Origin of the sequence: Asticcacaulis aquaticus (genome assembly GCF_028550415.1) — a bacterium.
GTDB classification, from domain to species: domain Bacteria; phylum Pseudomonadota; class Alphaproteobacteria; order Caulobacterales; family Caulobacteraceae; genus Asticcacaulis; species Asticcacaulis aquaticus.
In genome coordinates this window covers 16,802-39,691 of record NZ_JAQQKX010000006.1, presented here as the reverse complement: position 1 = coordinate 39,691, position 22,890 = coordinate 16,802, and the positions used below count along the sequence as shown (strand labels likewise).

26 protein-coding genes are annotated in these 22,890 nt (G+C 59.7%); 7 read left to right on the top strand and 19 right to left on the bottom strand.

Annotated elements, in window-relative coordinates; all coding sequences use genetic code 11:
- Positions 1–7 precede the first annotated feature (7 nt).
- The 6 genes from PQU92_RS08950 to PQU92_RS08925 all read right to left on the bottom strand — a co-directional run bounded on the left by PQU92_RS08950 (position 8) and on the right by PQU92_RS08925 (position 4,278).
- Positions 8–1,354 (bottom strand): alpha/beta hydrolase, encoded by a 1,347-nt coding sequence (locus PQU92_RS08950; RefSeq protein WP_272747871.1) that lies wholly within the window; start codon positions 1,352–1,354, stop codon positions 8–10.
- Positions 1,354–2,250, bottom strand: a complete 897-nt coding sequence (locus PQU92_RS08945; RefSeq protein ID WP_272747870.1) for a class I SAM-dependent methyltransferase — start codon at positions 2,248–2,250, stop codon at positions 1,354–1,356. The genes PQU92_RS08950 and PQU92_RS08945 overlap by 1 nt, the downstream gene beginning before the upstream one ends.
- A 161-nt stretch (positions 2,251–2,411) precedes the next feature.
- On the bottom strand, positions 2,412–2,897 hold the full coding sequence (gene bfr, locus PQU92_RS08940) for a bacterioferritin (RefSeq protein WP_023461278.1): 486 nt from the start codon (positions 2,895–2,897) through the stop codon (positions 2,412–2,414).
- 45 nt (positions 2,898–2,942) lie between these two features.
- Positions 2,943–3,128, bottom strand: a complete 186-nt coding sequence (locus PQU92_RS08935; protein ID WP_272748019.1) for a (2Fe-2S)-binding protein — start codon at positions 3,126–3,128, stop codon at positions 2,943–2,945.
- Positions 3,129–3,258: 130 nt separating this feature from the next.
- Complete coding sequence (locus PQU92_RS08930; RefSeq protein WP_023461280.1) at positions 3,259–3,492, bottom strand: hypothetical protein; 234 nt, start codon at positions 3,490–3,492, stop codon at positions 3,259–3,261.
- Positions 3,493–3,633: 141 nt separating this feature from the next.
- Positions 3,634–4,278, bottom strand: a complete 645-nt coding sequence (locus tag PQU92_RS08925) for an OmpW/AlkL family protein (RefSeq protein WP_272747869.1) — start codon at positions 4,276–4,278, stop codon at positions 3,634–3,636.
- A gap of 189 nt (positions 4,279–4,467) precedes the next feature.
- Between PQU92_RS08925 and PQU92_RS08920 the strand changes: the two genes are divergently transcribed.
- A complete protein-coding gene (locus tag PQU92_RS08920; RefSeq protein ID WP_272747868.1) occupies positions 4,468–4,779 on the top strand; it encodes a rhodanese-like domain-containing protein in 312 nt (103 codons plus the stop codon).
- Positions 4,780–4,809: 30 nt separating this feature from the next.
- Here PQU92_RS08920 and PQU92_RS08915 read toward each other — a convergent pair whose 3' ends face one another.
- The 4 genes from PQU92_RS08915 to PQU92_RS08900 form a co-directional block, all read right to left on the bottom strand.
- Positions 4,810–5,835, bottom strand: coding sequence for a sulfate ABC transporter substrate-binding protein (locus tag PQU92_RS08915; protein ID WP_272747867.1), 1,026 nt, complete (start codon positions 5,833–5,835; stop codon positions 4,810–4,812).
- A gap of 96 nt (positions 5,836–5,931) precedes the next feature.
- The gene (locus PQU92_RS08910) at positions 5,932–8,361 is read right to left on the bottom strand and encodes a TonB-dependent receptor (protein WP_272747866.1); all 2,430 of its coding nucleotides are present in this window, start codon (positions 8,359–8,361) and stop codon (positions 5,932–5,934) included.
- A gap of 74 nt (positions 8,362–8,435) precedes the next feature.
- Positions 8,436–8,612 carry a YezD family protein gene (locus PQU92_RS08905; protein ID WP_272747865.1) on the bottom strand — a complete coding sequence of 59 codons (177 nt, stop codon included), beginning with the start codon at positions 8,610–8,612 and terminating at the stop codon, positions 8,436–8,438.
- A gap of 360 nt (positions 8,613–8,972) precedes the next feature.
- A complete protein-coding gene (locus tag PQU92_RS08900) occupies positions 8,973–9,356 on the bottom strand; it encodes a hypothetical protein (protein WP_272747864.1) in 384 nt (127 codons plus the stop codon).
- 163 nt (positions 9,357–9,519) lie between these two features.
- Here PQU92_RS08900 and PQU92_RS08895 point away from each other — a divergent pair, with 163 nt between their 5' ends.
- From PQU92_RS08895 to hemN, 4 genes are all read left to right on the top strand, one after another.
- The gene (locus tag PQU92_RS08895) at positions 9,520–9,918 is read left to right on the top strand and encodes a hypothetical protein (RefSeq protein WP_272747863.1); all 399 of its coding nucleotides are present in this window, start codon (positions 9,520–9,522) and stop codon (positions 9,916–9,918) included.
- Positions 9,915–10,127 carry a helix-turn-helix transcriptional regulator gene (locus PQU92_RS08890; protein ID WP_272747862.1) on the top strand — a complete coding sequence of 71 codons (213 nt, stop codon included), beginning with the start codon at positions 9,915–9,917 and terminating at the stop codon, positions 10,125–10,127. Before PQU92_RS08895 ends, PQU92_RS08890 begins: the two co-directional genes overlap by 4 nt.
- A 24-nt stretch (positions 10,128–10,151) precedes the next feature.
- Positions 10,152–11,087: an alpha/beta fold hydrolase gene (locus tag PQU92_RS08885; protein WP_272747861.1), complete on the top strand. Its 936-nt coding sequence runs from the start codon at positions 10,152–10,154 to the stop codon at positions 11,085–11,087.
- Positions 11,088–11,163: 76 nt separating this feature from the next.
- Positions 11,164–12,561, top strand: a complete 1,398-nt coding sequence (gene hemN / locus PQU92_RS08880; RefSeq protein ID WP_272747860.1) for an oxygen-independent coproporphyrinogen III oxidase — start codon at positions 11,164–11,166, stop codon at positions 12,559–12,561.
- Here the strand turns inward: hemN and PQU92_RS08875 are convergent.
- Complete coding sequence (locus tag PQU92_RS08875) at positions 12,543–13,448, bottom strand: DMT family transporter (RefSeq protein WP_272747859.1); 906 nt, start codon at positions 13,446–13,448, stop codon at positions 12,543–12,545. The genes hemN and PQU92_RS08875 overlap by 19 nt on opposite strands.
- 258 nt (positions 13,449–13,706) lie before the next feature.
- Between PQU92_RS08875 and PQU92_RS08870 the strand changes: the two genes are divergently transcribed.
- Positions 13,707–15,173 (top strand): catalase, encoded by a 1,467-nt coding sequence (locus PQU92_RS08870; RefSeq protein WP_272748018.1) that lies wholly within the window; start codon positions 13,707–13,709, stop codon positions 15,171–15,173.
- 108 nt (positions 15,174–15,281) lie between these two features.
- Here the strand turns inward: PQU92_RS08870 and PQU92_RS08865 are convergent, their stop codons facing one another.
- From PQU92_RS08865 to PQU92_RS08855, 3 genes are all read right to left on the bottom strand, one after another.
- Positions 15,282–16,058 carry a TspO-related membrane protein gene (locus tag PQU92_RS08865; RefSeq protein WP_272747858.1) on the bottom strand — a complete coding sequence of 259 codons (777 nt, stop codon included), beginning with the start codon at positions 16,056–16,058 and terminating at the stop codon, positions 15,282–15,284.
- 91 nt (positions 16,059–16,149) lie between these two features.
- Complete coding sequence (locus tag PQU92_RS08860) at positions 16,150–16,383, bottom strand: alkylphosphonate utilization protein (RefSeq protein WP_023461299.1); 234 nt, start codon at positions 16,381–16,383, stop codon at positions 16,150–16,152.
- A 143-nt stretch (positions 16,384–16,526) separates the two neighbouring features.
- Positions 16,527–16,946, bottom strand: coding sequence for a hypothetical protein (locus PQU92_RS08855; RefSeq protein ID WP_272747857.1), 420 nt, complete (start codon positions 16,944–16,946; stop codon positions 16,527–16,529).
- A 123-nt stretch (positions 16,947–17,069) separates the two neighbouring features.
- Between PQU92_RS08855 and PQU92_RS08850 the strand changes: the two genes are divergently transcribed.
- A complete protein-coding gene (locus PQU92_RS08850; protein ID WP_272747856.1) occupies positions 17,070–18,467 on the top strand; it encodes an FAD-binding oxidoreductase in 1,398 nt (465 codons plus the stop codon).
- Here PQU92_RS08850 and rutA read toward each other — a convergent pair.
- From rutA to PQU92_RS08825, 5 genes are all read right to left on the bottom strand, one after another.
- Positions 18,455–19,528 (bottom strand): pyrimidine utilization protein A, encoded by a 1,074-nt coding sequence (gene rutA / locus PQU92_RS08845; RefSeq protein ID WP_272747855.1) that lies wholly within the window; start codon positions 19,526–19,528, stop codon positions 18,455–18,457. The two genes, PQU92_RS08850 and rutA, sit on opposite strands and share 13 nt — an antisense overlap.
- A gap of 1 nt (position 19,529) precedes the next feature.
- Positions 19,530–20,360: a pyrimidine utilization protein D gene (gene rutD / locus PQU92_RS08840; RefSeq protein ID WP_272747854.1), complete on the bottom strand. Its 831-nt coding sequence runs from the start codon at positions 20,358–20,360 to the stop codon at positions 19,530–19,532.
- The gene (gene rutC, locus PQU92_RS08835; RefSeq protein ID WP_272747853.1) at positions 20,347–20,733 is read right to left on the bottom strand and encodes a pyrimidine utilization protein C; all 387 of its coding nucleotides are present in this window, start codon (positions 20,731–20,733) and stop codon (positions 20,347–20,349) included. The genes rutD and rutC overlap by 14 nt, the downstream gene beginning before the upstream one ends.
- 16 nt (positions 20,734–20,749) lie before the next feature.
- The gene (rutB, locus tag PQU92_RS08830; protein WP_272747852.1) at positions 20,750–21,448 is read right to left on the bottom strand and encodes a pyrimidine utilization protein B; all 699 of its coding nucleotides are present in this window, start codon (positions 21,446–21,448) and stop codon (positions 20,750–20,752) included.
- A gap of 99 nt (positions 21,449–21,547) precedes the next feature.
- A complete protein-coding gene (locus PQU92_RS08825; protein ID WP_272747851.1) occupies positions 21,548–22,828 on the bottom strand; it encodes a NupC/NupG family nucleoside CNT transporter in 1,281 nt (426 codons plus the stop codon).
- Positions 22,829–22,890 lie beyond the last annotated feature (62 nt).

Genomic DNA, 22,890 nt, shown 5'->3' with positions numbered 1-22,890 from the left:
ATGCGCTCTAAGCGCTTTGCTGGCCGTCCGGTTTGGCCGGTTTTTCAGGCTCGACCTTTTCGGCGCTGACGGCCTCTTCCCAATCGACGACCTCGATCTCTTCCGCAGGCTCCAGCGGTGGTGCATAGGCCGGGACATCGCTCAATTCATAAGCCACGAAAAGCGCAGGTTTGGGCATTTCCACCGCGGGCTCATCCGCCTCAGCCTCGACCGGTGGGGCGACGCTCAGATTGTCTTCGGGCGGTTCGACCGCCGTCCCGGCCGCTGGCACAGCCTCAGGCACATGCGAATCGAACACTTCGGCGGCTACCGGCACGGGGGCGGCCTCGACCACCTGAACCGGTGCGGCGCTGACCGGCGGCGACGCAAAGGTCACCGGTGCGGGTAAGGTCGCCTCAGCCATCTCGTCGAACTCGGCCCAGAACTGCCGGCGGTATTCGTCGAGTTCCATCAGGACCTCGTGGTCGGCCCCGGGGATCTCGACATAACGCCCTTTCGGCAGCTTCTTGGCGAACATCTTCGACGGCTGCTTCATCATCAGGGTATCGTCGCCGGAACAGACGATCGAGACCGGCGTGCGCACCTTCTTGATCAGCTTGCCCTTATCCTTGAGCAGGGTCTCGCCGATCCTGAAGGCGAAGTTGAGCCAGCCCCAGGTCGGCGTACCGATCGCCAGATGCGGGCAGGCAAACAGTTGCTCGCGCCAGATATTGTAGCGGTGTTCGTCGTGACAGAGCGCGTCGTCCTCAAAGGTGTGCTCGAACGGGTCGTCGAACAGTTCCGGCACGTAGTCGGTGCCCTGCCCGTGCCGCACCTTCCAGTCGGTCTGAAAGGTCACCGACCACAGGGAATGCTTGCCGGTCTTGATCCGCAGCATAGGGTTGATAAAGATCGCGGCGCCGAACCGCTCCTCACCCTTGATCAGGGTCGACAGGTTAAGCGCCGCCCCCATCGAATGGCCCATCATGATCCACGGCTTGGGCGCGCGCTCCTCGAAGCCGTCCAGCAGGCGCTGATAGTCGTCGAGAAACTCCTCGGTCGACCGGGCATGGCCTTTCAGCCGGTCGGGCAGCAATCGCGCCGACAAGCCCTGCCCGCGCCAGTCGTGCACCACGACGCAGAAACGGCGCGCCAGAAGGTCGGACACGACCTCGTAATATTTCTCGATCGGCTCCGAACGCCCCGGGCTGACGAAAACGGTGCCGCGCGGGGTGCCTTTTGGTTGCCAGAACCCCAGCCTCAGACGCAGGCCGCCCGCACCCCGAAACCATTCGCCGACGCCACCCTCGGGCGGACGGGATTCGGGAATGGCCATCAGCGGGGCTGTGGACGACAGGGCGGCGATGCGACTCATTATCCGGGCTTCTTAAATTTCAGGGTCATACGGTCACTCTCCCCGATGGATTCGTAGAGTGTACCATCAAATTCAGGATTTGCAGGCTCTCCGCGCGGCGCGGTCAGTCTCTGCGGCGGCAGGGTCCATACGCCGAACGGGTGTGACTTGTTATCCTTGGGATTGGCATTGATCTCGCTGGCCTCGACGAACTCGAACCCGGCTTCGGAGGCCAGTTGCTTGACGAAGGGCTCCTGCACATAACCGTTGGTCGCCGCCGGGTCCTGCGCATTGCCGATATCGGAACGATGCTGTTCTATGCCGAGGATGCCGCCGGGCTTGAGCGCGGCCATGGCGTCCGTAAACGCTTTTTCAGCGATACCCGCCGCCATCCAGTCGTGCAGCACCAGCAGAAACAGGACCGCATCGACGCTTTCAGGGTCGGCCAGCGCCCCCGAGGCCGGTCCGAAGGCCGTATAGGTCATGTCCCCATACAGCTTCTTGTCGGCGGAAAACCGGGCCTTGTACTGTTCGGTGAGTGTCGCGGCTTCGGGAGCAGCGGCGTCGGTCTCGATCAGACCGGCCACATAGTGCCCTTTTCCGCTGGCCAGATAGGGTGCCAGAATATCGGTCATATAGCCGGCGCCCGGCCACATATCGAGGACGGTATCCTTCGGCTTGATTTCAAAAAAGTCGAGGGTTTCGATCGGATGGCGGTACTTGTCGCGCTCACGGTCGAGCTGGCTGCGCCACGCGCCCGACACCGCCCAGGCCAGCGAGCCTTCTTCGGATTTGAGCCCGCCGGGCGCCTTATCCGTCTTGCCGCACGCCGCCAGCAGCGCCGCCGCGCTGCCCGCTGCCCCTAAACGGAGCAGACCGCGCCGGTCGAGCCAAAAACTGTCGGATGTCTGCGCCAATACGCCACCTTGAACTGTGTTCCTGTTCGGGAAAGTTAGGGGCTATAATGCGAAAGGTCAAAGGGCAAATGCGGCGGCCTTAACCAAAACCGGGGCTATGGGCGCGAACCGCCCACAGCTTTGGTTCATAGCTGTGGTTTGGGGCTTTGGTTCGGGCAAGGTCACCCCTCGCCTTCGATTTCCTTCATCGCGCTTTGCAGGTAGTTCGGCTCGCCCATCATCTTGATCAGGTTGAGCTGAGTCTCCAGCCAGTCGATATGGTGTTCGGTATCCGACAGGATCTTCTTGAACAGTTCACGGCTGACGTAATCAGCGTGCTCTTCACAGTACTTCACCGCCTCGACCAGAGTCTTGTGGCCACGCACCTCGACCGACAAATCGGCGGTCAGGCATTCGGTGATCGTCTCACCGATCTTCAGCTTGTGCAGGTCCTGAAGATTGGGCAGGCCATCGAGGAAGAAGATGCGCTTGATGAGCAGGTCGGCGTGCTTCATCTCCTCGATCGATTCCTGATAGACGATGCGGCCCAGATGCGTCAGGCCCCAGTTTTCCAGCATACGCGCGTGCAGGAAATACTGGTTGATCGCCGTCAGCTCGTTGGTGAGGACGGTGTTGAGAAGTTTGATAACCTGAGGATTGCCCTTCATGGTGCCGCTCCGTTTTGTGTTGGCGGCAGAATGGAGAAGGACGAACTATTCGGCGGCCAGTCGTACTGAGGCGCTCACGTCGTCGATCATCTGCCGGATGTCGCAAACGCATTTGGCGCACTGGGCGCGGGTCTGGCAATGGTCGAAAACGGCTTTTACGGTCGCGGCGCCGCACATAATAGCTTTTTGCGCGTCTCTTTCGCGAATTGCGTTACAATTACAAACGTACACAGCCGAACCCTGGGTAAAACCCGTGTGAATGCCTCTGAGAATGTGTCTCAATTATCAGATTGCGAATTCAATTGCAAGTCACTTGCAAAGAGCGCGTACGATTCTTCGGCTGTGGTACGCTGTTACTTCATCAGGCTTCCTTGAAGCTGACCGTCACACCGCGCTTCTTGAAGTAGGACTGCATCAGCTTGCGGCCTTGACGGTTGTTCTGCGCCAAACGCGACGGCTCGAACACCGCTTCCTTGAGACCTTCGGCCGCCAGCGTCTTTTTCAGCGCCGCGATGTGCGAATCGAGATCGGCATTATCCGCGATCATCGAGGCGTAGACGTTTTCAAGGGCTTCGGTGACGGTTAGGGTGGTCAAGGGGCTAACTCCGGTGATTTTGCGTCCTGTTAGCAGAAGCGCCGCCCCCTATCAATCCATAGAGCCTGATCGTTCAGGCAAAAGAAAGGGATGGCCGCACAACCCGCAAAGGCGACCATCCCCGTTCGGTGAAGGCGACCGTTAGAACCGGTAGCCTACGCCCACCGAAACGACCAGCGGATCAAGCGTCACGTCGGATTTCAAAGCCCCGCCATTGATCTTGGCATTCGTGTCGAAATAGACCTTTTTGATATCGGCATTGAGGGACCAGCGGCCTTTCAGCGCCACATCGACCCCGGCCTGAAGCGCGTAACCCGTGCCGTCGTCCAGCTTCACCTTGAAGCCGTTATAGTCCTTCTTGCTGTGGAAGATCATGGCGTTGAGGCCCGCTCCGACATAGGGACTGACGCGACCCTTGGGGTTAAAGTGGTACTGCACGGAGACCACCGGCGGCAGCACCCAGGTCGAGTGGACCCGCACGTCGGTCGCGCCACCCACGGCCCGAACCTCATGCTTCGAGGTGCCGAGGATGGCCTCGACGGCGACGTGATCGGTCAGGAAATAGGTGAAGCCAAGGCTGGGGATGGTATCGTCGCTGACCTTCACGTCCAGCCCCGAATCCACACCCGCCGCCGTCAGGATATCGCCCGACTCGTCAGGTGCGACCGAGGTGATGCGGCTATTGACGATCAGTTGCCCCTTGGCCTTGGGGGTAAACTCCTGCGCGGCAGCAGAACCGGCGACGAGTGCCAGAAGGCTGGCGGCGATACAATATGCGGCTTTCATAACGAAATGTCCTCTCTCGGTGTAAATCCGTTGAGAGGGGTTTAGACGCGAAAATCCGCCCTGTGACCTGCGCATTCTGCCGCGCGACGGCCTGCCTCAGGGGTGTGATGCCGCGCGGCAAAACGTCATATTTTTATGGCGATAGCGCACACAGACCTGTATGACAGACAAACTGTCAAGGAGCCCCGCATGTCCGTCCGCAACCTCACGCCCGCCGAAGTCCAGACCGCGCTCGAAAGCGGCCAGATTCATCTGATCGACGTACGTGAAGACTACGAATTCGAACAGGCGCGCATCGCAGGCAGCGTCAACCAGCCGCTGTCGACCTTTCATCCGGGCGAACTGCCGCAGGACGGAAAAGAGATCATCTTCATGTGCGCAGGCGGCGTGCGCTCGCTGCGCGCCATCGAAGCGGCTCAGGCCTTTGGGATCAACGCCGACGCGCATCTGGCACCGGGCATTCGCGGCTGGATCGCCGAAGGCCTGCCGGTAGAGCCGTAATCACCCTCCTCCGCTTCGCAGGGGAGGATGTTATTTCCGCGTGATGCGGTCGAAAATCCCGCCGTCCTCGAAGTGTTTGGCCTGCACCGCGCCCCAGCCGCCCAGATCGCGGATCGTACTCAGCGTCACCGAAGGAAAGCGATCGGCATAGCGCGCGGCAATCTCCGGTACGCTCGGGCGGTAATAGTGCTTGCCGATAATCTCCTGCCCGACGTCACTATAAAGCCAAGTCAGATAGGCCTCCGCCACGACCCGCGTACCTTTCTTGTCGACGACGCGATCGACCCATGCCACCGGCGGTTCGGCCAGAATCGAGGTCGGCGGGGTGACGATCTCGAAACTCTCGCCGCCCGGCTCGCTGACCGCCAGATGGGCCTCGTTCTCCCACGTCAGCAGGACATCCCCTACACCACGCTGCACGAAGGTCGTAGTCGAACCGCGCGCCCCCGTATCAAGCACCGGTACATTGGCGTAAAGACGTTTCACATAGTCCTCGGCCTTGGCTTCGTCGCCACCATAGGTTTTCAGCGCCCACGCATAGCCCGCCAGATAGTTCCAGCGCGCCCCGCCACCGGTCTTCGGGTTGGGTGTGATCACCGCTGTCCCCGGCCTGACCAGATCGCCCCAGTCCCTAATGCCCTTCGGATTGCCCTTACGCACCAGAAACACGATGATCGAGGTATAGGGCGCGGAATGGTTCGGCAACCGCGTATCCCACCCGGCTGGCAACAACGCCGCCTTGCTCACCAGCGCGTCGATATCATCGGACAGGGCCAGCGTCACCACATCTGCCTCAAGGCCCTCGATCACCGCCCGGGCCTGCTTGCCCGACCCGCCGTGCGACTGTCGGACCGCCACCGCCTGACCGGTCTTATCGAGCCAGTATGTGGCAAAGGCCGCATTATATTCGGCATAAAGCTCGCGCGTTGGGTCGTAGGACACATTGAGCAGTTCGACCGCCTTGCGCGTCTCCGGCTTCTGACCGCAAGCCGACAACAGGCTCAGGCCTGCTCCGGCGGACAAGATATGGCGACGATGGGGAGCGGCTTTAAACATGGTCTTTTCCAAAAAAGCAGGCGTCTGTATGCAACAGACGCCTGTAGTCTCGGGGAGGGAAGTTGGCCCCTCCCCTGTTGCGCAGAGAATAAACGCTTAGAACGACTTGCGCAGCGTTACACCGAAGGTACGGGGATCGCCCGGCTGACCGAATAGCGCGCCTGAATTGCCCTGCTGGATGGTCAGGAATTGCAGGTACTCTTCGTCGAAGGCGTTCTTGACCCACAGGAAGATTTCGGTGCCGCCGCTGGCGCGATAGCCGAGGCGTAGATTGGCGATAGTCGATTCATCAACCACGGCGTATTTCGATACCGAGGCGTCCGAGTTCCATTCCGAACGGTAGGAGACGTCGCCGCTGACATAGGCGTCACCCGTCAGGGCACCGAACGGCGCATTCCAGGTATATTCGCCGCCCAGCGACCCGGCCCACTTCGACACGCCGGGCAGGTCCTTGCCGCTCAGGTCGGCGATCGACGTGCCGGAGGCTTGCAGTTCCAGCGGTGCCGGAGCGTTGGCGAACGAGGCGTACTTGCCGTCGGTATAGCTGACCGTACCCCAGATATTCAGGCCGTCAAACGGACGCCAGCGACCGTCGAGTTCGACGCCCTTGACCTCGACCTTTTCCACATTGGCCAGATAACCGCGCAGCGAACCGGTGTTGGAGTCGACGACATTAGCCTGATAGTCCTTTACGTCGTTCGAGTAGATGGCGAGGTTCAGCGTCGCGCGCTTGTCCCAGAACTGGGTCTTGAAGCCCAGTTCGATGCCGGTGACGTCTTCGGGGCGCAGAGCGGCGCTCTGGATGACCGGGTTGCCGTTCGAATCCGTCGGGATGCCCGCCGCGTTAATGCCACCCGACTTGTAGCCCTTCGAGAAGGTCAGGTAGGACAGGACGTCAGGCGCGAGGTCATAGGACAGGCTGAGCTGGCCGGTCACCTTGCTGTCGGACAGTTCCGCCGTATAGGCATAGGTCCGCGAAATGCCGTTCTTGGCCGAGATGAGCGCCGAGTTAGTCGTCGCCAGACCGCCCGAAGCCACCTGCTGGTAAAGTTGGTACTTGTCTTCGGTGGTATAACGCAGACCCGGCGTGACCTTGAATCTGTCCGTCACGTTCCAGGTCAGTTGCCCGAACACCGCGTAGGACGTCGTCTTGCCGACCGCGTGCAATTTCTGCTCATAACCGTCGAGCAGATTTGACGGCACGGCCACGGCGGGCGAACCGGTCGTGGTGCCGATCAGCCACCAGGCGGCGTCCTTGCCCCAGGCTTCGGTGCCGTTGGTCTCGACGCGCTGCTTGAAGGCATAGGCGCCGACCACCCAGTCGATCGTGTTTTCGCCGTTCGAGGCCCAGCGCACTTCCTGACTCAGTTGCTTCTGGTCCGACGGATTGCTCGACTTGGTGCGGATCGACAGCGCGGTGTAGTCGCGGTCGTTCTGCGGCCACCACTCCCATTTGCGCCATGCGGTGATCGAGGTCAGGGTCGTGTCACCCAGATCCCAGTTGAAGGTTGCCGAGGCACCATTGATGCGCTGCTTGGCCTGAATCTCACCGTTCACGTCGACCAGACGGTCGTAGGGATTGGTCGAGGCGGGCTGATAACCACCGGCCTGTTGCGACAGGAAGGCGAACTGACGGTTGGCGGCGCGCAGCGTCGTACCGGCGCGCACGAAGGCCTGCGTATTGGCTTCCGGGTCCTGATAGGCGTAGTCGTAGCTGAAACGGCCGGTCAGGGTGTCGTTCGGCGTCCACAACAGTTGAGCCCGCAAAACCTGACTGTTCAGGTCGTTCTGTTTGGTCTTCGTCGTGACATTCTCATAGAGGCCGTCGCGTTTCGTGCTGCCAACCGCCAGACGCCCGGCCAGCTTGCCGTCGATCAGCGGCCCGGAAATGATGGCCTTGCCTTGCAGGAAGCCGTAATTGCCGGCGGTGACCTCAAGATGCGCTTCCGGTGTGAAGCTCGGCGCGCGGGTCGTGATATTGAGCGCCCCGGCGGTCGTGTTCTTGCCGAACAGCGTGCCTTGCGGGCCGCGCAGGACTTCGATGCGCTCGACGTCGATCAGGTCGGCGACCGCCGAACCCGGGCGGGCGTAGAAGACTTCGTCGACATAGATGCCGACGCCCTGTTCCAGGCCGTCATTGGTCAGGCCGATGGTCGAGCCGAGGCCGCGGATGGTGGTCGCGGTATTGCGCGGGTTCTGCGTGATCAGCTGAATCGACGGCTGGGCGCGGGTCAGTTGCTCGACATTGTTGATGCCTTGCGCTTCCAGTTGCGCGCCGCTGACGGCGGTTACCGAGATCGGCACATCCTGAATGTTTTCCGACTTGCGGCGGGCGGTGATGTAAACGTCGGTGATGTCGTTCTTGGCGCGCTCGGCGGCGTCGGCATTGTCATCGGCCGCAACAGCGGGCGCGTCGGCGGCAAAGGCCGGATGGGTGACAGCGAGCGTCGAGACGCTGGCCAGCAGGGCAAGTGTCAGGACGCCCGATTTGGTCTTGAAACCCGTGTTTTTGGGGGAGGAGGACATGGAGATAGCCTTTAACGGTGCGGTTTCTGGGTGTGTTTTTGAACGCGGGAGCCGCTCTATGCGGCATACTGAAATCAGGCGTCGCGCTTCGTCTCGAAACGGACTTTTTCGCTCTTCTCGATCTGAACGATGCGCGAGTCGTGGATGACCACCTCGACCGAGCCGTAACGGATCTGGCCGATAGCATTGAGAATATGCTCCTCGGCCTCGCTGAGGCGGCGGACGGGATTAAGGGAATGAACCTGGCTCATCTACATCTCCGGAACGAAGGCGCTAATTACAACCAAATAAGTTGTATATGGCGTCGTTCGCGTCAATAAAAATATGACTTGGTTTAGAAATGATGCCTTAGGATCGCCACAAAGGCGACTCTACTCGGCAACCGCTTTTTCAGGTGACGCCGAAAGATGAAATTCATATTTCAGTTTGAAAAATATAATATATTTAAAAAATAGAGATTGAAATTCGGTACGGTTTAACCGCAGATTCCAGCAAAACGGCTCTTAGGGCACTGAGATAAAACTTTAGCGAACCTAATCAAAAATAGACTGATTTAGTCGACTTTAAATAGGGCTTTATTTTCATAGGGTTTCAAATTTCGTCAGACGGTTTCAGTTGTCACCGATCTTGCTGCCCTTGATCGCCGGATTGCTGGCGTCCCTGACCTCCACGCGCTGGCCTTCGATCGTAATCGCGCCGCCTTTGAGCGCGATCTGACCGTCCTTCTTCATGACCAGCGACGCCCGTCCGGTCGTCAGGCGGATTTCATCCCCGGCGTTGAGATCGATGACCTTGCCGATCTGCCCCGTCAACGATTGCGATCCCGACAGGGCAATGCGCTTGTTTTCCGGATCGTTGCCGACCTTGGCCTCCAGCGCCGAGATACGCGCTTCGAGCGCCGTCACGCGCGGCGAGTCGTTATCGGCCCATACCGGCACGCTCAGCCCCACCACCAGCCCGACGGCCAGACCACCCAGAAAAATAAGCTTGCGCATGAATGCCTCCTGTTTCAGCAAAGCCTTACACAGAACGCCGATTTTGGCCATGTCAGGCAAACCTGACATTTATTTTTGATGTCAGGTTGACATTACATTTTTCAGATGTAACCTAAACCTTACATCCGGCCCGATGTCCTTTCCCCCTCACAGGACACACATCATGACACAGATAAATTTCAAATCGCACAGCGCCCGCTACACCCTGAGCATTCTGGGATGGATGACGCTCTACGTCATCCTTCTACTGATCGTTGGCTTCTATGCCCGCGCCCATCCCGAACCGACGCCCCTGCTCTATACCCTGGCCGTGCTCCCCAGCCTGCCGGTCGGTATGACCATCTGGTGTGTGCTGCGCTTTATGAGCAAGACCGACGAATATATGCGGGCCATCCTGACCGAACGCTTCGTGACCGCCACAGGCCTGACCCTGTTCCTGTGTACGGCGTGGGGCTTCCTGATCAACTATGCGCAGGTCCAGAGCCCGCCGCTTTATATGGTCTATCCGATGTTCTGGATCTTTTACGGCATCAGCTGCGCCTTTATCCGGTCCGTCAAATGAAGACCAACCTCAAGGAACTCCGCTCCGCGGCTGGTTTGACCCAGGCCGATCTGGCCGTCAAGCTGGGCGTCTCACGACAGGCCGTCATCGCCGTCGAATCCGACAAACATGACCCGTCGCTTGACCTCGCCTACAAGATCGCCGGCGTGTTCGACCTGCCCGTCGAGGACATCTTCGACAATCCCTATCGTCCGAAAACCGGCGCCTAAACTGTCATCCAAAAGGAAATCATCATGTCAGAACGCAGCCCTCAGGCGCGTTGCCGCCCCCGCCTTGCTCCGTGGTTCATTCTGTTTATCGCCATCTTCGTGGCCTGTACCTCCGGCGCCAAATCCGCCACGCCTTTCCCGTCCGCCGAAACCGCACGTTTTTCCGTAGAGGTCGTAGGTCAGGGTCCGGACATCATCCTGATCCCCGGGCTCAACTGTTCCCGCGAAGTGTGGGACGCCACGGTGACACAGTTGAAAGGCCGGTACCGCCTGCACGTCATCAATATTGCAGGCTTTGGCTCCGAACCCGCGGCCGCCAATCGCACCGGCCCGGTCATCGATCCGGTCACCGAGGCGCTCAATGCCTATATCGTGCAAAACAAGCTACAAAAGCCGATCGTTGTCGGTCATTCGCTAGGGGGCCTGACGGGTCTACGTCTGGCCAGCCAGCACCCCGACAGCGTGTCGAAAGTGATTGTCGTCGATGCCCTGCCGTTCATCGGCGTCCTGTTCAACCCGATGGCCACCACCGAAACCATTATCCCGCAAGCGACCCAGATGCGCGACAATATGCTGAAAGGCGACGACGCCACCTACAAGGCCCAGCAACAGGCCGCATTGGCTGCCCTGCCCGCCCCGAAAACCGAAGCCGAGAAAAACCGCCTGCGCATCGCGACGTGGGGCGCGCAATCCGACCGCCACGTCGTGGCTCAGGCCTTCTACGATGACATGACCATGGACCTGCGCCAGGACCTGCCGAAGATCACCGCGGCGGTCGTGCTGTTCTTCCCGCATCATGCGTCCATGCCCTATACGGCAGACCAGACCGAAGCCTTCTACAAAACGCAATATGCGGGAACAGCGCACTTCACGGCCCGCCGGTTCGACAACAGCCAGCACTTCATCATGTACGATCAGCCCGATGCCTTTGCGGCGGCCCTTATCGAGGCTCTGAAATAGCCTGCGGCGAATGACCACATAAACCGAAGGGATAAATCGGCATAAAAGTGGCGGGTTCGCGTAAAGGAGCCCGCCTATGCCCGCCACAGTTCTTCACAAAAATTGGCCCCACAAAAGCTGGCAAGACCACGATGTCGCCCGTTTTCTGGGTCGTGAAGCGCCGCGCTATACCTCCTACCCGTCGGCGCATCACTTCGGTGAGATGACGCCCACGGTTTACGGCGACTGGCTAGCGCAGATGACGCCGCAACGCTCCATCGCGCTTTATCTGCACATCCCGTTCTGTGAGCAGATGTGCCACTTCTGCGGCTGCAATACGCGGGCGACGCGGCGTTACGATCCGGTCGCCACCTATGTGAACAGCCTGATCACCGAGATCAACATGGTCAGCGACCGGCTGAACTTCCGCCCCCGCGTTCACAGCATCCATTTCGGCGGCGGCTCGCCGTCCATGCTGACGCCCGGCGATCTGGGGCACATTATGGAGGCCCTGCACCAGCGTTTCGACCTGACGATGGATGCCGAACTGTCCATCGAACTCGATCCACGCCGGGTGACCCTGAGCAAGGTAAAGACCTATGCGGCGCTGGGCTTCAACCGCGTGTCGCTCGGCCTTCAGGATACCGATCCGGTCGTCCAGCAGCTTATCAACCGTATCCAGCCGATCGAGCTGATCCGCTCGGTGATGCAGATGCTGCGCGACAACGGCCTGAGCGCTATCGGCCTCGATCTGGTCTATGGATTGCCGGGTCAAAGCCCCGAGAGTTTGCAGCGAACGCTGGCGCACGTTGCCGATTTGGACCCCGCCCGTATCTCGGCCTTCTCCTACGCCCATGTGCCGTGGGTTAAGAAGCACCAGACCCTGATCGACACAGCCACCCTGCCCGACACGGACGACAAGGTGCAGATGTACCTTGCCCTGACGGCGTTTTTCGACGCACGCGGCTATCGGGCCATCGGTATAGATCACTTCGCCAAGCCTGATGATGAACTCGCTCGCGCTTTTGAGGCCGGGACCATGCGACGTAACTTCATGGGCTATTCGACCCTGCCCAATGACGATCTGCTCGGCTTCGGGGCCTCGTCGATCGGAGAGCTTGAGGGCGGTATCGTGCAGAATATTCCGCAATCAACCACCTATCAGAACCGGCTTGCCGAGGGTGTGCTGCCCACGGTGCGCGGCTGGGCCTACCGGGCCGACGATAAACTGCGCAAGGCGGTAATCAGCGATCTGATGTGCTATTTCCGTGCCGATATCCCGGCCATCCTGGCGCGGCACGGCTATGCGGCGGACTATCTCGACGGCGATATCGCGGGACTGGCCGACTTTGCCGAGGCCGGGATCGTCAGCGTGACGGATCGTGTCGTGACCTTCCATTCGCCGCTGAAGATGCTGGTGCGCAATGTCGCCTGCGCCTTCGACGCCTATGCGCGGCAGTCGGACACGCAGAACCGCTATTCCAAAGTCGCCTGACGTTTCAACAAGGCACGCGGTGAGAAGTTGACCACCAGCGCCGTGCCGTAAAGGATCAGCGCCCCGCCGATCAGGGTCGACCAACCCACGCCTTCGTGCAGGAACAGGTAACCCCACAGGGTGCCGAACACCGGCACCAGAAACGTGACCGTCAGGGCCTGAGCCGCGCCGATATCGGCGACCAGTTTGAAATAGATCATGTAGGCAATGCCGCTGCATACGATGCCGAGCGCCAACACCGCCGCGACCATGAGCGGCGTCACAGTGGCCAGTTGCGCCGCCTGAGGCGCGAAAAACGGCGTGAACGGTGCGATCAGCAGCACCGAGGCCCACATACCACCGTGGGCGTTCGATAAGGGATCGGGCGTGCGCTTCGCTTGCCGCGCATAGACCGAAGCGATGGCGTAGCACAGGGCCGCCATCATACCCGCGCCGATGGCAATCAGGCTCTGGACGGTCAGATGCGCGGCATCGAGCCCCACCAACACCGCTACCCCGCCAAGCCCCAGGACCATGCCGATCATCGTCTTCACCGTCGGCAGGCTGCGCGTCCAGAGCGACGAGATCAGCACGCCGAACAGCGGCGCCATCGAATTGAGGATCGACAGCAACGACGCCGACAGGGTCTGGGCAGCGAAGGCGAACAGCAGGAATGGCACGGCGGAATTGAACAGGCCGAGGATCAGGAAGTACTTATAGAATCCTTTGACCTGCAAAGCCTTGCGCAGGACCAGACCCACGCCGGTCAGAAACAGTCCCGCCAGTAACACGCGCAAGGTAATCAGCCAGACCGGCCCCAACGCCGGGACGCTCAGGCGCATGAAGAGGAATGACCCGCCCCAGATGGCGGCAAGTGACAGGAGGCGAAGCAGGCTGGCGGCAGACATATTTTAATCCATATTGAACCGCGCTTTTTACCTTACGGGCCGTAGAAGCGCTTGCCGTTTCTTGCGCTGACAACCTTGCTATGTCCAGCGGCAGAACAGCCATCATGCGCATGAATCCTGCCAGCTTGAGTCAGCAGCCTGTACAGATTTTACTTATCCAAAATCCAAGAACTATCTATTTTCTTTACTTCATCAACGCCGCCATAGTCGCCTCACACCCGAGGAGAGATCAAGATGAGCGACGCCAAATGCCCCGTCATGCACGGCACCCCGATAACCACCACCGCCGGTGCACCGATAGCCGATAACCAGAACAGCCTGTCGGCCGGCCCACGTGGCCCGTTGCTGATGCAGGATTGGCAACTCATCGAAAAGTTGGCGCATCAGAACCGGGAGCGTATTCCTGAGCGCGTCGTCCACGCCAAGGGTTGGGGCGCGTTCGGCACCCTGACCGTGACCCACGACATCTCGAAATATACGCGAGCCAGAGTATTCGAGTCGGGTTCGCAAACCCCGCTCCTGCTGCGTTTTTCGACCGTGGCCGGGGAGATGGGGGCCGCCGACGCCGAACGCGACGTGCGTGGTTTCGCCCTGAAATTCTACACCTCCGAAGGCAATTGGGATCTGGTCGGCAACAATACGCCGGTCTTCTTCATCCGCGATCCGTTGAAATTCCCCGACTTCATCCATACGCAAAAGCGCCACCCGCGCACCAATCTGCGTTCCTCGACGGCTGCCTGGGATTTCTGGTCGCTGAGCCCCGAGGCCCTGCATCAGGTGACCATCCTGATGTCGGATCGCGGCATCCCGACCGATCCGATGCACATGAACGGCTACGGTTCGCACACTTACAGCTTGGTCAATGCCGATGGCGAACGATTCTGGGTCAAGTTCCACTTCAAAACCCAACAAGGCCACAAACACCTGACCAATGCCGAATCTTCGGCGGTCATCGGTCAGACGCGCGAATCCTATCAGGAGGCCCTGTTCGGGACGATCGAGAATGGCCAATTCCCGCGCTGGGACGTCAAGGTCCAGATCATGCCCGAACTCGACGCCGACACAACGCCCTATAGTCCGTTCGACCTGACCAAGGTCTGGCCGCACGGCGATTATCCCTTGATCGATGTCGGGTTTATCGAACTGAACCGTAATGCGTCGAACTATTTCGCCGAGATCGAACAGGCGGCCTTTTCGCCCTCGAATATCGTGCCGGGCATCGGGTTCTCACCGGACAAGGTGCTCCAGGCACGGCTGTTTTCCTATGCCGACGCCCACCGCTACCGTCTGGGGACACATTACGAGGCCCTGCCGGTCAATGCGCCGAAATGCCCGGTGAACCACTATCACCGCGACGGTTCGATGCGTTTCTTCGATAATTTCCAGTCGAACCCCAACGCCTATTATGAGCCCAACAGTTTTGGCGGACCGACGCAAGCGCCGGAATATCGCGAGCCACCGCTCCGGATTTCCGGCGACGCGGATCGTTACAATCACCGCGACGGCAATGACGATTACGCTCAGCCGCGCGCCCTACATGCCCTGTTTACAACGGAGCAAAAGGCGAGGCTCTACAGTAATATCGCGGCGTCTATGGCCGGGGTGCCGGACTTTATCGTCGAGCGGGCACTCGGGCACTTCGACCGCATCGACCCGGCCTATGGCGACGGTATCCGCGCGGCACTTGATGCGGCCAAGGGGTCAGCCGCCGAAGCCAATCGCTGAGCTTTTCCGTCGCGCACGTGATTCCAAAAACCGCTGCACACGTATTGGCGTGCGCTTATAAGCCACCACTTGCCCCCTGCGCCAGAACCGCAGGGGGCCTTTTTTGTATCAAGCTCTGCGCTTGACCACCGCCGTCAGAACCAGCAGCAAGCCGATCCCGATCACCGCCGTGAACGCCATCAAAGGCTCGTTCTGACGCACCACATTGGCGGCCGCAATCCAGCCCAGCGCCCAGACCAGCGGCACGGCATAGACGACACTGCGGATGACCGACAACAGCCCCCCGGCTACGGCGATCAGGCCCAGCAGGAAAGCGAGCGATACGATCACATCACGCGGATTGACCATGGCTTCCGCCGCCACAAGGCTGGATGTGAAATTGACGACCATCGCCGCCGTGATCCAGCCGGTAACCAGCGCCATCGGCGCGAAGAGAAACCCCTTTTCGGCCTGGCTCAACGACATCTCGTTCAGCTTCAGAAGACCGCTCACGCCGGAGATCACCGATACGGCGATGATGACGAAGCTGATCCAGTCGATGCCATTGACCGGTACCCAGACCGACCAGACGGCATCAAGCAACCATATAAGCGCCAGATGCCCGCCCGCGGTTTTCAGCGCAGCACTGTCTCTGTGCCACAAGGCCCAGACCGCGCTGACCAGTCCATAGAGATAGATAAGGCCCCAGATGGCAAAGGCCGGTCCCAGCGGCACCAGAGGGTGCGAGGTGGCCGCCGATTGTTCGGCGACATTGCGCCCTATGCCGAACCATTCGGGTGACTGTGAGGCGACGATCTGCGCCACTGCAAAAACCAGCAGCGCCAGACCGCTTATCGGCAAGGCGCTGCGCGTGGCGGACGTGTCGGAAGAGAGGGTTAAGGCCATGACGTGTCCTTTCGGTTCAGGACAGCCTAAGCCTTCGATCCAGCGAATGAGATAGGGTTCGCCGGCGCGTTTCATAAGGCCGCGATGAAAATCAGGCCTTTTTCACAAATTCCGTCCGGAGCACCAGACCACGAACCTTTTCGTGGTTACACTCGATCTCATCCTCGTCATGAGTCAGGCGAATATTCTTGATCAGGGTGCCGCGCTTGAGCGTCACACCACCCGATCCCTTGACCTTGAGGTCCTTGATCAGGGTCACGCTGTCGCCATCCGACAGGCGTGTGCCGTTGGAATCCTTTACGATGATGTCGTCTTCGTCGGCCATAGCAGCGCTCCTTCTAATCAGGGACGCTGCCTAACCGATCAGTTTAAAAACCACAATAGTTTTGCGGGCTTTATTCTGCGCGCATTTCATCCGAAACGTAGTTCGGCGTAGCCAAAACCGGTTCCCACTTTTCGGAATGCGCTTTAATCGCGACAATAACCTTCGCCGGTGGTGACGGTCACGCAGTCGCGTTTGTCGGCCAGCCATTTCATGCCGGTCTGAGCGCCATTGCTGTGCTGAATGAGAAACTTTTGGCCGTCGCGCTCGATCTGGATACCGTTACCCACCACAGTGCCGGTAAACTCCTTGGGCCCGTCGAGGTTGGTGATCGAGACCACATAGTCGTGTTCGCGCGCGGTGACTTCCAGCGAGGTGCCCTCCGGCCCGATCCAGCGACCGACATAGTCGCTGGCAACGTCAGCAGCGGACGACGCACTGGCTGACACTTCGCTGGAGGCCGAGGCCTCGGCCTTGGTCGGCGGCGGGGTGTCGTCCTTAGGGGAACAGGCGGCAACAGTCAGAAGCGCAATTACAGAAGCGGCGGAAAGAATGGTGCGGATCATGTGGCGTCTCATAAGGATAGTCATAAGCCCGCACCCTAACGCATATTAACTTTTGGTGGGATGCCGCTCTTACCGTCCATTTATAAAATCGCTATAATGGCGTGAGGCGGTCGGAGGGGGAATATGCGGACGGTCACTATACTCATCTGGATCACGCTCTACGCCGTATTTTCTGCGACCGCCCAAGGCAGCGAAACCGTCAACGATATCACGCAGCTAAATCCTATCGTCGTCGAACGGATCGTCGCCCCCACCTCCACCGAAGAAGTCAGCGCCCTCGTCGCCGCACACCCCGGCCCCATATCCATCGGCGGCGGGCGTTATAGTCAGGGCGGGCAGACGGCCTGTACCGGCTGCCTGTTCATCGACATGCGCCAGATGAACCGGGTGCTGGCTTTCGATCCGGCGGGCAAACGCCTCACCGTTCAAGCGGGCATAAGCTGGCGGGCGGTTCAGGAAATCGTCGATTGGGAGAACCTGTCGCTGCGCATCATGCAGAGCTTTTCCAACTTCACCGTCGGTGGCTCGCTCAGTGTCAACGCCCACGGTCGCTATGTCGGTGAAGGCCCTATCGTGCGTTCGGTCGAGTCGTTCAAAATCGTACTGGCCGACGGCAGCGTCAAAACCGCCAGCCGCGATGAGAACAGCGACCTGTTCTTCGGCGCCATCGGCGGTTACGGGGGGATCGGCGTCATTACCGAGGTGACGCTGAACCTGACGGACAATGTCGCTGTCGAACGCGTATCTCAGCGCATGAAAGTAACCGACTACACGGCGTTTTTCGAGGCAAGGATCAAGCCATCGCAAACGGCCATAATCCACAATGCCACGCTCTATCCGCCGGAATATAAGGGCGTCAACGCCCTGACTTTCAGCCGGACGGACAAGCCCGTCGATATCGCCGATCGCCTGGCACCCATAAAACCGGCCGGTAGCTTTCGGCAGGAGCTTATCGCCTGGGCGACGCACGGCCCGTTCGGCAAGCAGATCAAGGAACACATTTACGAGCGCATAATCTATGCGCGACCCCGCGTGGCATGGCGCAACTACGACGCCAGCCTCGATGTGTTGGACATCGAACCGGCCTCGCGTGCCAAAAGCACCTATGTACTTCAGGAATATTTCGTCCCCGAAGCCCGGTTCGACGCCTTCGTACCGCGTCTGTGTGATATCCTGCGTCGGCATAAGGTCAATGTGCTGAACGTCTCGATCCGTCACGCCAAGGCCGATCCGGACACCCTGCTGAACTGGGCGCGCACCGACGTGTTTGCCTTCGTCATCTATTACGAACAGGGCGTCAGCGAAGCCGACAAGGCTGCGGTCGGGGTGTGGACGCGCGAACTAATCGATGCGGCAATCGGTCTGGGCGGGGCCTATTACCTGCCCTATCAGATTCACGCGACGCCTGCGCAATTCCGCGACGCCTATCCGAAAGCGGACGCGTTCTTTGCCCTCAAACGCCGCGTCGATCCGACTTACAAGTTCCGCAATCGCCTGTGGGAAGCCTACTATATCCCCTGAATATGCTTCCGCGTTTTCATCAGCGGCTGGATCTTCTGCCCGAAGTCATCCATGCCTTTGATAAAATCGTCGAAGGTCAGCAGTACGCCACCGGTCCCCTCGACCTCAGCCATTTCGTCGAGCATGGCGGCGATCTTGGCATAGGAACCGACCAGCGTCCCCATATTGATGTTCACTGCCGATACCGTGTCTGACAACTGCACCACATTGGTCGTCTTATTGACGGCATTGGGCGCCGACTGGGCCTTGAGCCACTTGACCGCGTCTTCGTCGACACCGTCGCGATAGGACTGCCACTTGGCCTCGGCGGCCTCATCGGTCTCGCCGGCGATGACCATCATCAGCACGAAGGTCTTGACGTCGCGCCCGGTCTTATCAGTGGCGGCCTTGAGGCGGATATTGTTTTTCTCGAAGGCCTTCGGCGTATTGACCCCGACGCCAAGGCAAAACGCATAATCGGCATATTGCGCCGAAAAGGCCAGACCGTCGTCGGATGAGCCCGCACAGATGATCTTGGGCGCGACCTGCGGCTTGGGGCTGACGCGGCAGTCGGTCATCTCGAAATACTGGCCCTTGAAATTCGACACGCCGGTGTCGAACAGGTCGCGCAGGATCTGCGCATACTCGGTCAGCATGTCGTAGCGCTTGACGTAATGTTCTTCGCCCGGCCACAGGCCCATCTGGTCGTATTCGGCCTTTTGCCAGCCGGTGACGAGATTGATGCCGAAACGTCCGTGCGAGATGGAATCAATCGTGGACGCCATGCGCGCCACGATCGCTGGTGGGATAGTCAGAGTTGCCGCCGTGGCGAATATCTTGATCTTCGACGTCACCGCCGCCAGACCCGCCATCAGGGTAAAGCTTTCGAGATTATGCTCCCAGAACTGCGTCTTGCCGCCGAACCCGCGCAGCTTGATCATCGAGAGCGCAAAGTCGAGGCCGTAGCCCTCAGCCTTGAGGACGATCTCCTTGTTGAGGTCGAAACTCGGCATATATTGCGGCGAGTTCTCGGAAATCAGCCAGCCATTGTTACCGATAGGAATGAAGACGCCGATTTCCATTTTATATCCCCTTTAAAAACGTGGTGAGTATGTCGTTGAATTCGTCCGGCACGGTGACATTGACCGCGTGACCGCCCCAGCCGATGACCTTGCATTGCGCATTCGGCAGGCCTTCGGCGAGGAAGGCCGAGGAGCGCACCGGCACCAGCATGTCATCGAGCGTCCCGATGACCATGACCGAGCAGGTGATGTCCTCCAGTCGGTCGCGGATATCGAAGTCGCGCAAGGCCCCGATGCGCGCCAGCAGATTGGCCTCGGACTGGAACCCCGGCGCGTGGTGCGCGGCCTGAGCGTCCAGTTCTTCCAAATGATCGTTGATCCATTCCGCCGGGAACAGGAACAAAGGCTGCGCCTTCAGATAGGCTTCTGCCCCGCCGCTTTTGTAGATCGCCGTGCGGATTTCGAAGCAGCGTTTGAAGTGCGGCTCGGCCACCGCCCAGCCGTTGACGCAGGTCAGGCTCAGGACCTTGTTCGGATGATCGAGCGCCAGTTGCAAGCCGGCCACCGCCCCGGCCGCGTGACCGACGATGTGGGCGGCTTCATAATCGAGCCCTTCGAGGATCAGGGCGATATCATCGGCCATATGACGCGCGTGGTAGGTGGCCGACAGTTCGTCGCGCTCGCTGCCGCCCGTGCCGCGATGGTCATAGAGGATGACACGGAACTTCTCGCACAGGGCCTCGACCTGCGGCGACCAGTAAGCCCCGTGGCCGCCCAGTCCCGGCGACAGGATGACCGGGATACCGGCCTTACGGCCATAAAGCTTGACGGCTAGTCCGGAGATCGTGACCGTTTCAGCTTCCGGGAAAGATTTTACCTCACTTGCCAACATGGGCAACGCTGGCGATTTCGACGACAAGGCCCGGCTTGACGAGGCCGCACTGGATGCAGAAGCGCGCGGGCTTCTCGCCGGGGAAATATTCGGCATAGACCGCATTCATCGCCGCATAGTGCGCCCAATCGGTCAGGAAGATGTGGTTGAAGGTAATATCGTCCATCGTACCGCCACCGGTCTCGACGACTTTTTTGATCGTCTCAAGGATGTGCCTCGTCTGCGCCGTGGCGTCGCCGGGGGCATGGATCGAGCCATCGGGATCGATGGCCAGAGTCCCCGACACATAGACTACGCCATCGGCCTTGGTCCCTGACGAATATGGGGCCAGCGGTTTCGGGAATCCGGGCGGGTTAATCGCTTCCTTGGGCATGGTGTTCCCTTTTAGGTTATGGATTGATGTCTTTGATCGCGTTGCAGAAATCATCGACGGTGGCGACCCAGCCGAAGAAGGTTTCGACGTTATAGACTGTGGCCTTCTGGATGAAATCGGGACCGAGCTGATGCGTCGCGTCCTCCAGCATGACCCCGAAATATTCGAGATGAAAACCGTCTCTCAATGTTGATTCCACGCATACATTGGTGGCGATACCGACAAAGATCAGGTTGCGGATACCACGCGCTCTGAGGATCGAGTCGAGCTGCGAATTGAAAAAGGCCGAGTAGCGCGGCTTGTGGACCCGGATATCGCCGTCCTGCGGCGTCAGGGTGTCGACAATGTCGTAGTCCCACGTTCCACGCGCCAGCAATTGTCCTTTCAGATTAGGATTGCGGCGCATCGTCTTGAGCGCATTGGACTTATGGTAGTTAGGCGACAACGGCGTTCCGGCCTCGACATAGTCCGGGTCCCAGCCGTTTTGCAGATAGACGACCTGAATACCCGATTGCCGCGCGGCGCTCAGGGTCTTCGCGATATTTTCAATAGTGGATTGCGCGCCCGAAATATCGAACCCGGCCAGATCGACATAGCCGCCTAGACTGGCATAGGCGTTCTGCATATCGATGACGATTACCGCCGTTTCAGCGGCTTTGAAGGTCATCGCCTCCGGCCGCGCGGGCAGTTCAAATTCGGTGCTGGATATGCTCATCGCCGACCCCCTCTTCCACACAAACAAGGCGGTTAAAACAAGAGGTAATCAGGCATTTATTACATGTGCAACAAAAATATGACGACAGGTCTGAAACCTTTACCCGATCAGCAAGCCCGCGATTGCCGCGTTCATCAGGTTGGCCAGAGTCGCCGCCGCCAGCGCCCTCGGACCGATCTTGACGATCATGTCGCGCTGGTTCGGCGCCAGGCCGCCGATAACGGCCAACTGAATGGCAATCGAGGACAGATTGGCAAAACCGCACAGCGCAAAGCTCATGATGGCGGTCGAGCGCGGGGACAATTGCCCGCCCTCACTCATCAGGTGGATATAGGCGACGAACTCGTTCATGATCAGCTTTTCGCCGAACAGGCCGCCCGCCGTCACCGCCTCGTTCCACGGGATATTGATCAGGAACATGACCGGGGCCAGCACGAAGCCCAGCATGCCTTGCAGGGTCAGGTCGGGATAGCCGAACAGGCCGCCGATACCGCCTAAAATGCCGTTGAGCAAGGCGATCAGAGCGACGAAAGCCAGAATCATGCCGCCGACCGACACAGCGATCTTCAGGCCATCCTGCACGCCGTCGGAAATGGCGCCCAGCAGGCTTTTCGGGTGGTGATCGGCGTCTTCCATGATCGGCACGGGCGAATGGATCGGGGCCCCCTTCGGGTCAGGAATGATAAGCTTGGCCATCAGCAGCCCACCCGGGGCCGACATGAAGCTGGCCGCCAGCAGGTAGTCAATCTTGATGCCGATCTGGGCATAGGCGGCTAGGATCGTGCCCGCCACGCCGGCCATGCCCGACGCCATGATGGCGAACAGCTGCGCCTTGGTCAGGCCCGCCAGATAGGGCCGCACGACCAGCGGCGATTCCGACTGCCCGACCAGCACATTGGCGGCCGCGGCCAGCGCCTCGACACGGCTGATGCCGATGATGAAGCCCAAGCCCCCGCCGATCACCTTGATGATCAGCTGCATGATTTTCAGGTAATACAGCACCGAGGCCAAGGCCGCGAAAAAGACGATCACCGGCAACACATTGATGGCAAAGCCCGCTCCGCCCTCAACATTGAGCAGTCCGCCGAATAGCATCTCGATCGCGCCCTTGGAATAGCTCATCAGGGCTTCGACACCGTGGGCCATGGCCTGAACCGCGATCTTGCCCCAGCTTGTATGCAGGACCAGCACACCGATCAGCACCTGAAGCGCGAAGGCGCAGGCAACCATGCGCAGGCGGATCGATTTACGGTCGGTGGACAGCAACAGCGCGATGGCCAGCAGGGCGACGATCCCGCCGATGCCGATGGCCCAGTTAGTGTTCACGCCCGGTACGGACGACAGGGCGGGAATGACGGTAGCGGAGGCGGAAGCGGCCATGAAGGACTCGGAAACAGCGGGTAAAAAGGCAGCTAAACACCGATGTGAAAACCCGTCAATCG